The organism is Winogradskyella thalassocola, from assembly GCF_900099995.1.
In the GTDB taxonomy this organism is placed as follows: Bacteria; Bacteroidota; Bacteroidia; order Flavobacteriales; family Flavobacteriaceae; genus Winogradskyella; species Winogradskyella thalassocola.
In genome coordinates this window covers 1,455,208-1,470,331 of sequence record NZ_FNCZ01000001.1, presented here as the reverse complement: position 1 = coordinate 1,470,331, position 15,124 = coordinate 1,455,208, and the positions used below count along the sequence as shown (strand labels likewise).

General features: G+C 31.6%; 14 protein-coding genes. All 14 read right to left on the bottom strand.

Translation table 11 applies throughout. From position 1 onward, the window contains the following. Positions 1–96 precede the first annotated feature (96 nt). Entirely contained in the window at positions 97–516 is a 420-nt protein-coding gene (locus BLT80_RS05960) for a CBS domain-containing protein (protein WP_092466643.1), read from the bottom strand. Positions 517–615: 99 nt separating this feature from the next. Then, positions 616–2,955 (bottom strand): GumC family protein, encoded by a 2,340-nt coding sequence (locus BLT80_RS05955; protein WP_092466642.1) that lies wholly within the window; start codon positions 2,953–2,955, stop codon positions 616–618. 1 nt (position 2,956) lies between these two features. After that, positions 2,957–3,712, bottom strand: coding sequence for a polysaccharide biosynthesis/export family protein (locus BLT80_RS05950; RefSeq protein WP_092466641.1), 756 nt, complete (start codon positions 3,710–3,712; stop codon positions 2,957–2,959). Between the two features lie 73 nt (positions 3,713–3,785). Continuing rightward, a complete protein-coding gene (locus tag BLT80_RS05945; protein WP_092466640.1) occupies positions 3,786–4,907 on the bottom strand; it encodes an MraY family glycosyltransferase in 1,122 nt (373 codons plus the stop codon). A gap of 89 nt (positions 4,908–4,996) precedes the next feature. Beyond that, on the bottom strand, positions 4,997–5,746 hold the full coding sequence (locus tag BLT80_RS05940) for a glycosyltransferase family 2 protein (protein ID WP_092466639.1): 750 nt from the start codon (positions 5,744–5,746) through the stop codon (positions 4,997–4,999). Then, a complete protein-coding gene (locus BLT80_RS05935) occupies positions 5,747–6,298 on the bottom strand; it encodes a WcaF family extracellular polysaccharide biosynthesis acetyltransferase (RefSeq protein WP_245710128.1) in 552 nt (183 codons plus the stop codon). Between the two features lie 48 nt (positions 6,299–6,346). Continuing rightward, positions 6,347–7,498 (bottom strand): glycosyltransferase, encoded by a 1,152-nt coding sequence (locus BLT80_RS05930; RefSeq protein ID WP_092466637.1) that lies wholly within the window; start codon positions 7,496–7,498, stop codon positions 6,347–6,349. Between the two features lie 24 nt (positions 7,499–7,522). After that, positions 7,523–8,716, bottom strand: a complete 1,194-nt coding sequence (locus tag BLT80_RS05925; RefSeq protein WP_092466636.1) for a glycosyltransferase — start codon at positions 8,714–8,716, stop codon at positions 7,523–7,525. After that, positions 8,701–9,816 carry a glycosyltransferase gene (locus BLT80_RS05920; protein ID WP_175455550.1) on the bottom strand — a complete coding sequence of 372 codons (1,116 nt, stop codon included), beginning with the start codon at positions 9,814–9,816 and terminating at the stop codon, positions 8,701–8,703. Before BLT80_RS05920 ends, BLT80_RS05925 begins: the two co-directional genes overlap by 16 nt. Continuing rightward, positions 9,809–11,011: a glycosyltransferase family 4 protein gene (locus BLT80_RS05915; RefSeq protein ID WP_092466634.1), complete on the bottom strand. Its 1,203-nt coding sequence runs from the start codon at positions 11,009–11,011 to the stop codon at positions 9,809–9,811. Before BLT80_RS05915 ends, BLT80_RS05920 begins: the two co-directional genes overlap by 8 nt. Then, positions 11,004–12,338: a hypothetical protein gene (locus BLT80_RS05910; RefSeq protein WP_092466633.1), complete on the bottom strand. Its 1,335-nt coding sequence runs from the start codon at positions 12,336–12,338 to the stop codon at positions 11,004–11,006. The genes BLT80_RS05915 and BLT80_RS05910 overlap by 8 nt, the downstream gene beginning before the upstream one ends. Continuing rightward, positions 12,335–13,507, bottom strand: a complete 1,173-nt coding sequence (locus tag BLT80_RS05905; RefSeq protein ID WP_092466632.1) for a glycosyltransferase family 4 protein — start codon at positions 13,505–13,507, stop codon at positions 12,335–12,337. The genes BLT80_RS05910 and BLT80_RS05905 overlap by 4 nt, the downstream gene beginning before the upstream one ends. Continuing rightward, a complete protein-coding gene (locus BLT80_RS05900) occupies positions 13,504–14,415 on the bottom strand; it encodes a glycosyltransferase family 2 protein (RefSeq protein ID WP_092466631.1) in 912 nt (303 codons plus the stop codon). The genes BLT80_RS05905 and BLT80_RS05900 overlap by 4 nt, the downstream gene beginning before the upstream one ends. Then, positions 14,409–14,957: an acyltransferase gene (locus tag BLT80_RS05895; RefSeq protein ID WP_217630750.1), complete on the bottom strand. Its 549-nt coding sequence runs from the start codon at positions 14,955–14,957 to the stop codon at positions 14,409–14,411. The genes BLT80_RS05900 and BLT80_RS05895 overlap by 7 nt, the downstream gene beginning before the upstream one ends. Positions 14,958–15,124: the final 167 nt, after the last annotated feature.

Here is a 15,124-nt window from a genome sequence, read left to right as displayed (position 1 = left end):
TGTCCTATTGAGCGTAATCTAAAAAGAATATTAGTAAATTATATTTAGATTACGCTCAAATCGACAAATTTAAGCCTTAATAAGACTCTGCTTTTTTTATAATTGTTTTAATAAGTAATTGATTAAATCTGTTGTAGTAACAATTCCGACCAAACGCCCCTTATCCACAACAGGCAACGCGTGAAATTCCTTTTGCGCTAAAATTACGGCTACCTCTTTTATCGTTGCATCAGAATTTACAGTGACTACATTTTTAGCCATTACCTGATCGATTGTAAACATATTATAGACTAAGGTTTCAATTTCGGTTTCAGATTCGTCTACAGCATCTGCAAAGCTTATTCTTAGTAAATCCGTATAACTTAACATACCAATAATAACCTTTTCCTTAACTACCGGAATATGTCTTATTTTATGCCTTTTAAATAAAAGTTCTGCGGTCTCAAGTTCATCTGCTCTATTGAGCGTAATGATATTTGTAGACATTATTGTAGATACTGGCTCTATAGTTCTCATGACTAATAAGTTTTATAATTCACTATTAAAAGTACTTTATAAAGCTGTAAAAGAACATGACAATTATCACATTATAAGGACATAGAAAAGAATTAGACATTACGACTCCTTATTACCATAACCATAATTATAACCATAGTTATAACCATACCCATAAGATCTACTAGCACCAACACTATTGATGACATAGGCCATATTTTTCAACTTACCAGATTCAGAAAGATCTTTAGAAAATTTTAAAAGATTCTTCTCCGTGTAATTAGCTCGGGTTAAATAAATAGTCGCATCAGCTAATTGAGAAATCAACATGGTATCAGTTACCAAAATTGTTGGAGCAGTATCTACAATGATATAATCGTACTCGTCTTTTGCTTCTTCTAACAGTTTTGTGAAACGTCCATTAGTTAATAAATGCGCCGGATTTGGAGGAATACTTCCCGACAATATAATTTGGTGGTTCGGATGTTTTTCAAAGCCACTAATTAAGGCATCTCTCCAATCATAATTAATATCATGAAGGTAATTAGACAACCCTGGTTTGTGTTTGTCTTGAGCAATATGCGTATGAATTTGCGGGTTTCTTAAATCCGCACCAATTAACAGCACTTTTTTATTGATACTAGATAAAGCTAAAGATAAATTAATACTTACATAAGTCTTACCTTCTCCTTTAATAGTTGATGTACAGTAAATCACTTTACCTTTATTATCGTTACTTAAAGGTAGAATATAATTGACGTTAGAACTTAAAATCCTAAACGCTTCAGATTGGGCAGAATTATCCTCCGGATTACTAAAAATAAGTTGTTCAGACTTCACCTTTGGTAATTCCCCTACAATTGGCACTTTAGTGTTCAATTGTAAAAGATCTTCACGTCCTTTTATTTTAGTATCTAAGAGCAACGACGCATAGATACCCCCAAAAGGCAGTAGTAAACCTAATACAAATGCAATTAGATAAGTACTTCTAGAATTCGGTGATATCGGTGCACCACCTGAAATAGCATATTCAACGACTTTGATTGATGGCTCTGTAATAGCTAAATTAATAGCTGCTTCTTCGCGTTTTTGCAGTAAAAATAAATATAATGTTTGTTTTATCTCACGTTGCCTAGTGATATCTGTTATTTTCTTTTCTTTACCCGGCAAACTATAAACTTGTGACGCAAACTTCTTATTCTTTCGCATTAATTGTGCTTTGGAAGCTTCCAATTGCTTGGCATAAGAATCTATAGATGCAAAAATATTTGATTTTAAATCTTGCAGCCTATTTTTTAATAGGACGACATTTGGATTCCTTTCACCGGCACTCACAATTAAATTATCGCGTTCTAAAACAAGCGTATTATAATTATTGACTAAACCATTTATACTTGCGTTATTAACCCCAATATTAGCCGGGAGTAGTTCAGAATTAGGATTAGGCTTCTCTAATGTTTCCTTCAGTAATGTTGAAAGAATTAATTGATTTTCAGTTTCAAACAACTCTTCTTCTGACAAGGTGCGTTGTGTAATTCCTAACTCAGCATCGGATTCTAAAGTAATTAAATTGTTTTTTTCCTTATAATCTTTTATACCGAACTCTATAGAATCCAATTCTTTCTCTATAAGTTTAAAACGCTCATCTATAAAGTCGATTGTACGTCTTGAGATATCTTGCCGGTCATTAATACCATCTTCATTAAATACCTCTATCAGCGTATTAAGAATGCGTTCGTTTTTGGCTTTACTTTGACTGGTATAACTTAACTGAAGTAAGTCGCTGCCTTTACCTAGCATACTAATACTAACACCTCCTTTTAACCCCCCAGTAACACTGGCTATGGGGGCAAACTTAACAATGTAGGTTTTTCCAATAAAAGCCTTATTTACAGATGATGAACTCCAACTTAATTCAAAAGGTAAATTATGAACGGTTTTTGTGCTATCAAAATTTGGAAACACTATTGCTTTTCCTGTACTCGCCGGAATCACCTCAAACCCCTGAGACTTCACCTCAATTTTATAAGAGGTTCCAATAAAAATACTATCATTACTAATCGTTTTGAGAATATTAAATGGTAAATGATGTATCTCGGTTGTGAGTACACTTCCTTCTTCAAAAAAACGCATCGTTAAATCTAAGCGATCGACAACATTCTCAATAATACGGTAAGATTTTAGAATTTCTATCTCATTTTCTAAGTTAATATTAGAGCGGTTAAATATAAATGCCGAGGATGGCAATTCTAATCCTTTAGTCTTATTTAAAATCTTAATTTTTGCGCTTGCACTGTAAACTTTTGGTGTATATCTTAGATATATAAAAGCGCCTATAAGTGCCAATACAACACCTAAAGCAAACCAATACCAATATTGTAAATATTTGCGAATTTCTCTTTTAATAAACTCTCCTTGATCACCACTTTTTTGATAATTACTCACTTCAATCTGACTCATTTTATTTCGTAATTAAAACCACTGTGGTTAATAAAATAGAAACTACTGATATAACTGTTCCGACATTACCTATGAAACCAGCACTTTTAACTTTTGGATTATTTGGATTAACAATTATTATATCATTAGGCTTAATAAAGTTATAAGGACCATCTAACCAATCCGCGGAAGTCAAATCTATATGTGTAATTTGCCTAACGCCTTGCTCATCTCGCATTACAATCACATCTTCACGTTTCCCATTAATCGTCAAATCCCCCGCGTACCCCAAAGCTTGTAGTAATGTTATATTTTGCTCTGTAAAATTAAAAGTTCCTGGTTGATTGACTTGCCCTAAAACAGTAACTTTTGCATTAATTAATCTAACGTCAACAGTAGGATTTCTAAGATGCCCATCATCTTCAAGTTTCTTTTTAAGAAACTCAGCAAAACTCTGAGTCGTCATATTTGCAACAGATAACACCCCTAAAATGGGAAAATTGACAGTTAAATTTTCAGTTACCAAATAGCCATCGAGTTGCAATAATTCTACATTAGCACCGCCAAGACTCGTAGATTTATTATAAGGCACTGCAGATGCAGGAATTAGAGCACTAACATTGATTCGTAAGACATCGTTAGGTGCAATCCTTGCATTAGAATAACTAATTTCTTTATTAGCATACTGATCTGCATCTTGAAGATATAAAATTTCTTTCTTACTGACGCATGAAGATATTAGTACACAGCAGAATAAACTATAAAAGTATTTGGACATTTGTAAGTATTTAATAAAGCGACAAATATAAGTGCAATAAAGCTATTCACAAAGTAATAACGCTACTACCTAATTAATTAGAAACTTCTACCGATTTATCTTCCTTTCCACCTCTTATCCAATTAAAGACAAAGTATAAAGAATATAAAATAGTCCCGCTAACAAGTAGTGTTACTAATTGCCAATTAATATCCCAATTTCTAATTAAAAACGTTATAACGATGAGAATACTGTTTGTAATTACGATGATCGCCGTCGTTTGGCGATGAGAGAACCCTAAAATCAAGAAACGATGATGTAAATGATTTCTATCTGCTGCAAACGGACTTTTTTTATGAATCACTAAACGAATAAAGAAAATACGCAAGGTATCTAACAGAGGAAAAAACAAAAAAGCTAATACTAATATTGGCGACGAATTATGATAAATAGCATCATGAGACAATTCTGACCTATTAATAAACCGAACGGCGAACAATGCAATTACAAAACCTAAAATCATAGAACCGGTATCTCCCAAAAACATTTTGTTTCGTTTTGAGAAATTTAGGTATAAAAAAGGAATCAGCGCTCCAATTACGGATGCGGCCAAAACCACCATACTAATGTCTTTATATCTATAAAACACATAGGAAAATGACACAATCGCCATTAAAGCCAAAGTACCTGCAAGTCCATCTATACCATCAATTAAGTTAAAAGCGTTTATAATTAAGATATATACAAAGAGTGTAAACAGCACAGACACCCAATAAGGCATAATATTGATATCAAAAATACCTGACAAGCTAACAATTCTTGTATCCGTAAAAAGAATAAGTAATAATGCGGACAATAATTGGCCTGTAAATTTTTTACGAGGTGACAGAATGAGAATATCATCTTTTAATCCTAAAAAAAACAATAAGGTCATACCCCCTAAAATTAATAATAGAATTTTAGTATCTAATAGCGCACCAATTGTTGTAATCGTAACGGCAATACTGAGAAAAACACCTATACCTCCCAGATTTGGAACACTCCCAGAGTGGCTACTTCGTCCTCCTGAAAAAGCCATTAAATTTTTAGATTTCGCTACATTAATTATAGCTGGATAACTTGTACTAGACACAAAAAACGAAATAAAAACAGCTAGCAAAAAAAGCCAGCCTATGTGATCTTGTGGAATAAAGTTTTCGAGTAATTCTTTTACCATTTTTGTTATTTCTACTTTATTGCGGCAAATATCTGTTAAATATTTTAAACCGATGTGATATAATTGTTAGGATATGCAAACAAATCGATTTAAGCTATAAACTGTTTGATTTTACTTACATTTTTTAGGAGAATCGTCAACCAATTACCAGTTTGATTAATTTTTATCGCTCGGTAATCCTCTTTCGATTTTTGTAAAATATTCTTTAAACTTTTATTACTAGCACCACCAACACGCATTTTAATTATGGTTTTAGGTAAATAGAAAAAGTTTAAACTAGTCTGTTTAAAGATACGCAAAATAAAGTCATAATCTGCTGCGATTTTAAAGTTAAGATCAAACATACCATATTTATCGTACAAACTCTTTTTTAAATACAATGTTGGATGTGCAGGCATCCATCCTTCTTTAAGCAACTTGTAACTAAATGGTCTACTAATCCAGTTTCGTATAATTTTATCTGTATTTTCTAAAGCTACATAATGTAAATCCCCGTAAACACCATCTACTCTTTTTGTTTTGAATGCTTCAACAATTGAGGCTATAATAGTTGCATCAGCTAAAAAATCATCAGAATGAACAAAGCCAACAATATCTCCTGTAGCCTTCACAACGCCCTTGTTTAAAGCGTCATAGATACCTTTATCAGGTTCAGAACTTAGTTTAATATTTGGATACTTTTCCGCAGCCGCATTCAATTTATTAAGAGTTTCTGAATTAGAGCCTCCATCCACAAGGATGTATTCAATATTTGGGTGGGTTTGGTTCAATACAGAATCCATACAAGTATCAATAGTTTTTTCACTATTATAAACTGCGGTTATTATAGAGACTTTCATTTAGGGCGTGTTAAATTGACGTGTTTTTACTTTTACAGCAGGATTTCCACTATAGATACTATAAGCTTCGAGGTTAGTCGTTGCAACAGACCCCATGCTTAATACAGCATGACTTTCTAGGGTTACACCTGGTGCCACACTAGATTTCGCACCAATCCAACTGCCTTCTTTTAAATAAATTGGAGCGATCATTAAGTCGAAACTCGGTGTTTTATAATTATGATTTCCACAAAGTAATAAGGCGCCTTGCGACACACACACATGGTCTTCAAAGGTTACTTGATCTAAATTATCTATCCAGACACTTTCTCCTATCCAACAATGATTGCCAATATTGAGTTTCCATGGGTATTTAATAGTGACTTTAGGTTTAATCACCACACCCTCTCCTATTGTAGCCCCAAAACGTTTTAACCAAAATATTTTTAATCCTGAAGACATATTCCAGCCACGTTCAAAAAAAATCAAACTCACATAATACCAAAGCAAACGCTTTAATTTAGAGCCTGGCTGATACCAACTATTATTATATGTAGAAAGATCTGTTTTCAATATTTTAGATTATTATATTTATGATTTTTTACAGAGTCCAAAAACAAACTAATTCTTACTGAAATAAGACGCATATATCTTATCTATAAATTTAAATGTTTCAAAACTAGTCTTATCCCAAGAAAATTGCTCGATTTCAGATATGTTTTTTTCTGAAAATTTAATTTGTTGCTTATTATTTTCCATTAATTCTTTCATTGCACCCACGATAGAATTCACATTATACGAGTTAAAATAAAAACCACCATCTTTTAAAAACTCTGGCATCGGTTGATGATCGCTGCAAGCAATTGGTAAGCCAGAAGCCATGGATTCTATTAAAATATTAGGCATATTCTCGCAAGTAGATGCGAAAACTATGGCATTAGTATCTTCATAATATGTATGAATGGAATCATAACTTACCTGACCATGATACTTAATAAATACACCCTTAGGATCTGCAATATTAATAGCTGCGATTAGTTTATCCAAAGACGATTTAAAATACACACCACCTATAAGGTCTAACCGAACATTATAACCTTGCTCTTTTAAAATCGCAATTGCTTTAACAACCTGCCACTGGTGCTTATAAACATGCACTCCTGAAATATATAAAAATCGAAATGGATTTAAAGATGTATAAGATGCTACATCTTTGTTTCTCTTAACTTCATTTATAAAACGAGGTGAAACTCCATGATTAATAGTTACAATATCCTTATTCTTTAAATTTAATGTTTTACTGACTATTTTTTTTGCATAATTTGAAATAAAAATAATTCCTGAAGAATTTTCAAAACACTTTTTTTGTTTTAAATAATTGAGGTAAAAACGTAATATCTCTTTTGGAGCTTTCATTTCTTTCCATATTCCCCTATCATATAGGAGCATATTTCTAGACATACTAACTACAGGCTTAAAGGATCCCGTATAGTCACCGGCTACGGAATATAAAATGTCACAGCGTTTCTTTATTTCTTTATCGTATTTTGTTTTTTGAAATATAATTCTATTAATAAGCGAACCATTTAATTGTGGAAATGTAACTTTTATAAATAATGGATCATTGGGTATTACTTCTAAAACTTTGCTTGATGCAAAAATAACCACACTATCATGTTTAAAATACTCATGCTTATAGTTTACTAATATCTCTTTTAGATGCGTTGTACCTCCACCTCCGCCTATATTAGAGGCGTCTATTCCTATTCTCATTACGGCCTAAATATTAAATTATTTTTACACACTAATTTTTAGTATTTTGTCTAACGTTAGACCCCAAGTCAAGTCCCACGTTAAAAACGTTTCTGCATAAGAAGCTCCACCTTTTTGTATTTCTGCTCTTAGATCGGGGTTATTAATAATATCTAATATGGCTTCGGATAAAGCAACGGCATTATGAGGCTTAAATAAATAACCAGTTGTTTTATGTTTCACAACCTCCCTATTGCACTCGTAGTCAGGCACTAAAGAAACACTACCCGAAGACATGTATTCCATCACTTTTATTGGAGAAATAATATCTGTACTTCCGGGAAGAACTGCAATATCAGTTAAACTTAAAATATCAGGAACTAACTCTTTGGAAACCGGTGCATAGAAAAATAAGTTTTTATTTAAAACTTTATGCTCTTTAGCTAAATCAAAGCATTCTTGCCTATCTTTACCATCACCTACCATTACTATCGCTATATCATTTGTTTTAGACATTAATATTTTCGCTGCCTCAACTAAAAGCTTACTATCATGATAAAAAGCAAAACTTCCTAAATAGCTAATCACAAATTTTTTATTTGATATTTCGCTATTATTAAAAGAAAATTGTACCTGACTTCTATCTTTCCTTGCAAATGTCTCATACTCAACAGCATTTAATGCTACTAGAATTTTATCTTTAGATATTTGATATTTCTCTGATAGATGTACTCTTAAAACATTAGATTCTACAACAATACAAGTTGCATTTTTAATTTTTTTAGATTCAATAAAAAGTGCTAACCATTTAAAAAGAGACATTTTATAGGGAATCAAATGATCCTTCCATTCAAGTATATAAGGTAATTTCCTCTGTTTCGCATACATTAATCCAGCCCAATGCAGTCTAGATGAACGCTCCCAAATTAAATCAACATTGACTTTATTAAATTCTTTTTTAAGAAAAAACAAAGTTACAAAAGTGTGAATAATATCCTTTAATTCTGAAAGCGAAATCCAAATCAACGATTTTCTATAAGTCTGATTATGGACATTAGAATTACCATAAGAAGAGGGTAAATCATTATTGCTATTCACCCCTAATTTTAAATCGCCTCCAAAGACTGGATAAACCTTGTTTTTTTTCGACCATGTTTTTATAATCTCACCTATTTTTCTTCCAGGTGTTTTTGATGACGCACTTCTTGGGCTTATAATGTAAACTATAGTCTTGTCCATAACTTCATAAGAGTATTAACTGAATTTTTAATATTAAATTTGCTCTCTAAAACCATTTTCAAAGAAATAATTTTACTTGGTTTATTCGCTTTTCTATAATGTGACATCACTTTACCAACCCAGTAATCTGTACCTTGCTCTAGGTCTAATGCCATAACAAGTTCAGGAATAACAATAGCTTCATCAGGTATTCCTTTAGAGCAAATAACGGGTAAACCAGCCGCTTGTGCTTCCACCATAGCAAGGCCTAAGCCCTCGTGTTTTGATGGAAAAATAAAAAGATCTGTTAATTTTATTAGAATCTCATGCACGTCTTGGCGTAGATCTAAAAACCGGACGTGATTAGTTAAATCATTATCAAAAACAAATTTTTTGCACTCCGATTGTAAGGGGCCAACTCCAATTAATAATAATTTAAACGAATCTAATGAAGATTCACATAACTGCGCAAAAATGCTTAACAAAAATAAATGATTTTTCATGTCAAAAAACCGTCCTACATGAGTTATCACAACATCCTTTTCATCTATATTAAAATCAGATCTTTTAATGGAGCTTTTGACATTTACATATTCAGTAAAGTCTTTGCCAACATTTACACATTCAAAAGCCTGATTATTAAATAAACTTTTCCCCGATTTTACGGAGACCGCTATTCTTTTAATTTTAGCCTTATTGAGGTATGTTTTATTAACTAAAAGAAACATCTTTTCCAAATAGCTAGCTTTTACATATTTTTGTTGAAAATCATTATGCGCATGGATAATTATATTGCGATAACCTAATTTTTTAAAAGCGAGGTTAGCAGCCATTACACCTTCAATATTATGAATATGAATCGCTGAATAGTAATCTCTTTTTACGTTTTTTAAAATAGTATTATAATTTTCAATGGGGTTTTTAAAATGACCTGCATAATAAATTTCACCTCTTAACCGCTTTATTTCTTCATCAAAATAGCCTGATTCTTTTGTATGAACCAGAAAATCAAAAGCTATATTACTTGGTATAACCATCTTATAAAGACTCATTAACCAACTTTCAATCCCTCCTAAGTTCATCGAATAAACAACATGCAACACTCTTGTTCCTTTATTCATTATCAATAATACTTTTGAATAATTCCTCCAAACTCTCATTATAACGTTTAGAAGTATAGAGCTCTCTAGCTATTTCACGAGCCATTTTTCCTTTAATTTTTAGATCCTTTGGATTGCTAATGGCTAGTTGCATGGCAACTTTAAGTCCTTCGATATCTCTAGGCTTTACTAGCCAACCATAATCTGTAGACAACCATTCAGGGATGCCACCAATGTCTGAGCCTATTACTGGCACTCCAGAAGCCATGGCTTCTGGCCCAACCATACCAAATTGCTCTGCCCAAATGGAAGGTACGACACAAATATCTGACTCACTAAATAATTTTTTTAATTCTTTCTCAACAACAAACCCCTTAAATTCAACATTCTTAGCTATACCTAATTCCTCGGATAATTTAATATAAGCATCTGAATGATCGCCTGTCCCTGCTAATATCAGTTTTACACTATTATCTTCTTTCAATAAAAGTTGAAATGCTTTTAACAAATAATCAACGCCCTTAACTGGTGTCATTTTTCCGACAAATATAATTTGCTTGGTACCATATGACCCATGGGTAATTTCATTTTCTAAAAATGACTCACGCAAGCCTAACATTATATGCGTCGTATTTGCGTAACCAAGTCTATTTGCCACAAGTTCTATTTGTTTAGATGGACAATGAAACCTTGTTACTTTTTTACTTAATAAAGGTTTTAACTTAATGTCTAACATTTTATATGACACATATACTGACCTGCTAACACACTCGTTTTTGTAACACTTAGAACCTACTCCTAATTCACAGTAACTTGAATCTTTCTTAATACAGCCCCAAGAGGTAGGACAAAAGAAATTTGGACCATGCAGTGTTTGCACTACAGGCATGCCCTCTGGAATTGCCTCATAGACATTTAATGCATTATTGGTTAATAGGTGACAATGAATTAAATCTGGCTTTATACGCTCGATGATTTCTTTTATTTCATTTTGCTTGATACGATCACCTAAAAACTTACCTTTTTTAAGTAAGATTCTATTTTTTCTATTTTGAATCACATTAAAATTTTGGTGTGATTCTTGCTTATCATCGTCGAATCCTAACGTATTGAGATCAAAATCATTTTCAGCTAAATATTTCATTTCCATCACAAATAACGGAGCTCCTTTAGTTGGTAAATGAATAAACTCGTCAATTAATAAAATCTTAATCATCTTTATTTTGAGTATTTACATAGCCATAAGTTGCTAGCGTTATTAAAACCATACGAAAGAGATTAAAATTACCTGTAGAAAATCCTTCCCAAAACGTATGAGAACCACCAATACCGAGAACAAACATAGCAATAAAAATAACAAATACAGCAAAAACAAATTGCCTTTTCGCAGAGTTAATTTCAAGCTTTTTTATATGATTTCCAATTACCGCATAACCTCTTTTTATAAATTTTATGAATAGAATTAACCCGATTACTCCTGCTTGCTCAATGGCAAAAATAAAGATATTATGCCACCCATAACCAATTCTGAATGCTCCATTCATTGGTGCCACGTAAAAACCACCCCCAAAAACTGGTACTAAAATACCATTATACACATACATTGGAAATCTTTCAAACCACACAAAAACATACTCAAACCGACCTTCTATTGAGTTATGAGAACCGCTTTCCTCAAAGCGCTGCATTCTAGCAATCGTTTCACTGTCAGAGCTTAATATTGTTTCATAAAGTGCATCTATATTAAAACCAAAATAAACGACAACAGTGCTTAGCATTACAATTATTAAAACTCTGAACTTTACATCTTTAAAAAAAGCTATAGCAAATAACACTAAAATAAATCCAATGGCTGTTCTTGATCCTGAAACTAATGAAGGCCAAAAGACAAGAAAGGACACTGCTATAAGAGCCCATTTATATAATCCTTTTTTATAAATAGCATAGGCTAGTGTTATAAAGCCAACGATTGGCGAGTAATTTGCAATCTGAAAATAAGTAGCTGTATAAGGCCCCCAAACAAACCCATTTGGCTTGGTAACAAACTTTCCAGGGCTAATTTCTACTTCAATGTCCCCAGGTGTTAAATACTCGAGGATACTATATAAAGCTACAAATACTCCCCCTATAATTAAGATTTTAAATATTCTTTCATAAGGAATCTCATAAACAGACATATAGCATAACACAAGATAACAGACTAGCAATTCTTGATAGTATTTAAAAAGGTAATAAATACTAAACGCGTCTATATTTAAAGGGAAACCATAAATCAGAATACTAAATACTGTACAGATGGTAAACCAAATGACTAATTTTTTATAAGCACTCAAAACAACATTATCAATATTAAACTTAGCATTAAAATTAAAATACCAAATAACACCGAGAATAGTAGCCACATCACTCAAACGTGGATTAAAGCGGTCTAAGCTTGTCAATATCAGAATTGGCTTATCATATGAAAAAGATAACAACAAGATTAGAAACCATAGATTACCTATGGTATAAAAATTAATTTTTCTAAAATCTGTTGTTATCATTTAGTCCTTCTAAATATTTTTTGAGCACAATAATACGCCAAAGTAATTTTGTACTTATCTTTTACTGGTAACTTAACTTTACTTAAAGGAACAGGTTGCGCTTTTGCTTCTTGTTTTGTTGCGTCTTCTATTAAGTTGAGATAATTTTCCCCAAAAGCTTCTATTGAAAAATTAAATTCCCATCGCTCTTTTAATTCTTTGCTTATTTCTATCCTCATCTGAGCGTTTTTATGTAATTTTTTCATGATGTTTACATAACTATCAATGCTATTATTAGCAGTTAATATTTCTCTCGAAATATTAGTTCCTAATGCGTATTTATGAGGTTCAATATTACTTAAAATTGGTATTATCCCTGCACTCATTGCTTCTAGTATTACCATAGGTAATCCTTCCCAATTAGACATATTTAGCACAAAATCATGAGATTCAAAAAACTCTCCTAACTCAATTGCTGAAATCCGCCCTACAAACTTAAAATTATCATTGAGACCTAAATCTAGAAACTTATTTTTTAGTTCTTCTTCATGTTCACCGGACCCTGCAACTGTAATTGTAGCATTAATGCCTTCGTTAATGAGGCTTTTTAATACTTTTGGCAAAATAAAAATATTCTTTTGATGATTATCTAACCGACCAACATATAATAATCTCAAAAGATTAGAAGTCTTTAAATCATAAGTTTTATTACCTGTTTTAGATACGCCGTTAGGTAAAACAACTATTTTTTCTTTATCCTGGTGATATGTTTCCATAACACTAGTAACTGCAGACGAAACACCTGCTGAAAAATTTAAATATTGAGAATTAAAACTTAGTCTTTTACTTGATTTTATAGTCGTATTATGCTGAACCGAAATTTTAATAATGCTATTTGGCAAAGCAGGAAGAATGAAAAGTAATTCATCCGAATGATTATTAATTACCACATCATAAGTAAGAAGAAAGCTATATGTACTTTTCATTCTTTTCTTAAGCGATATTTCTGCATCAGAAACATCTATAACTGGCCAATCTAATTGCTTTGCTGTGTCATAAAAATTTCCTTTGTGATGCGTAGTTACAATATGAAATTCGTCTCCTCTTTTTAGAAAATATTGACTTAAATTATGAGCAACAGTACCAACACCACCTAAGTTTAAAGCTCCAATACAATACGCTATCTTCATAAATTTAAGTAATAGTATTTAACAAATTTCAGGAAGTTCTTTATATTAAATGACATTGAAAAAAAAGATTGAAAAACCTCGTGTTTTACTTCAGATATATTAGCGTTAGAGGGATCTGCTTTTCTTAGCTCAACTAACAACCTACATTGTCTTTGAAAATAAACCTGAACAATCTCTTTTCTTTGTTGTATTGCCATTTCATAAACGGAACGAACTCCATAAAACTCTGATAATATTTTACTAGCACTACGTTCTTTGCCCCAAATACTTTCCGTATGTTTTCTATAATATATAAGTGGTTTATTAATGTAATCTATATTAATATTATCTAGAAGTAATATTTTACAATAAAATTCCCATTCCTGAATATTTAATAAATTTTCATTAAACCTAAGATTAATATCATTAAGAAATGATTTTCTCCACAATGGCCCTGGCGTATAGTAGGTTATTTTACCCGAAAAGAAATCTATAAACTTATTTTCAGATCTGATTGCTGTAGGTTCCCCAACTATATTCTTTATATCATCTCTAAATTGAATTGTCTGGCATATTACGGCATGCTTATCTTCGGAAATCATTTTTAGTTTCTCCTCTAACATAGATGGATGCATTAAATCATCTGAATCAAACCACTGTATAAAATCTCCATGAGAGATATCTAATCCATAATTTCGAGATCCTGACCCACCAGACTTATAAGTATTTGGACGTTTAAATACCTTAAACCTATTATTTGTTAAACAATACGTACTAGCAACCTTAAAACTATAATCTGTTGAACCATCATCTATAATTAAACATTCCCAATTAGAATAGGTTTGATTATTTATAGAGTCTAGAGTCTGGCAAATAAGATGTTCTGCATTATATAAAGGAATGATTATAGATACAAGAGGTTCTACCATTTTAACTTTTCAATTTTAAGATTCTGTTCACTTTTAACGATAGAATTAGAAGGAATACTTTGGCTTAAAAGAACATTGGCACCAACGACAACATTATCTCCAATTTCTACACCTTTGAGTATCGTAACATTACTTCCTATCCAACAGTTATTACCAATAGCTATTGGCTTGCTTTTGAACCCTTGTTCTCTAAAAGGAATATTTGGATTTTTAAATACATGGTCGTGGTCATATATCTTTACATTTTCACCAAAAATACAATTATTGCCTATTTTAATATCATCACAACAATTAATTGAACAAAAGTTATTAAAAAAAACCCCCTTCCCAATATGCAAGGAAGCATTATTTCTCATACGTACGGAACAAAATTCTCTAAAATTTACAGACTCTATTGTTACCATATCAATAGTTTTATATGTGATATCAAATATAAAACTACCAGAGTTATACAATGTCTTAACTCTAACTTTTGCTCCATAAAATACTTTAAATTTTAACCGAGTTAAAAATATTTTAATCAAGATTATCTTTTTAGTCATAAAGTATCTAATAATTTAATTTCTTCATTCAATAATCAACTATAGGGTTCTACATCAATTTCATTTAAATGATTGTCATCACTAAATAGTTTAATATTAAAACCATAACTCCAATTTTCTTTTAAAAAAGAGAATAAATTTGTGATTTACTCATAAAACCTGTTAGA

Excerpts from the sequence above, each read along its gene's own strand:
- BLT80_RS05925 (WP_092466636.1), bottom strand. The coding sequence starts at position 8,716 with ATGGACAAGACTATAGTTTACATTATAAGCCCAAGAAGTGCGTCATCA.
- BLT80_RS05950 (WP_092466641.1), bottom strand. The coding sequence starts at position 3,712 with ATGTCCAAATACTTTTATAGTTTATTCTGCTGTGTACTAATATCTTCA.
- BLT80_RS05945 (WP_092466640.1), bottom strand. The coding sequence starts at position 4,907 with ATGGTAAAAGAATTACTCGAAAACTTTATTCCACAAGATCACATAGGC.
- BLT80_RS05905 (WP_092466632.1), bottom strand. The coding sequence starts at position 13,507 with ATGAAGATAGCGTATTGTATTGGAGCTTTAAACTTAGGTGGTGTTGGT.
- BLT80_RS05930 (WP_092466637.1), bottom strand. The coding sequence starts at position 7,498 with ATGAGAATAGGAATAGACGCCTCTAATATAGGCGGAGGTGGAGGTACA.
- BLT80_RS05915 (WP_092466634.1), bottom strand. The coding sequence starts at position 11,011 with ATGATTAAGATTTTATTAATTGACGAGTTTATTCATTTACCAACTAAA.
- BLT80_RS05920 (WP_175455550.1), bottom strand. The coding sequence starts at position 9,816 with ATGAATAAAGGAACAAGAGTGTTGCATGTTGTTTATTCGATGAACTTA.
- BLT80_RS05895 (WP_217630750.1), bottom strand. The coding sequence starts at position 14,957 with ATGACTAAAAAGATAATCTTGATTAAAATATTTTTAACTCGGTTAAAA.
- BLT80_RS05960 (WP_092466643.1), bottom strand. The coding sequence starts at position 516 with ATGAGAACTATAGAGCCAGTATCTACAATAATGTCTACAAATATCATT.
- BLT80_RS05955 (WP_092466642.1), bottom strand. The coding sequence starts at position 2,955 with ATGAGTCAGATTGAAGTGAGTAATTATCAAAAAAGTGGTGATCAAGGA.
- BLT80_RS05900 (WP_092466631.1), bottom strand. The coding sequence starts at position 14,415 with ATGGTAGAACCTCTTGTATCTATAATCATTCCTTTATATAATGCAGAA.
- BLT80_RS05940 (WP_092466639.1), bottom strand. The coding sequence starts at position 5,746 with ATGAAAGTCTCTATAATAACCGCAGTTTATAATAGTGAAAAAACTATT.
- BLT80_RS05910 (WP_092466633.1), bottom strand. The coding sequence starts at position 12,338 with ATGATAACAACAGATTTTAGAAAAATTAATTTTTATACCATAGGTAAT.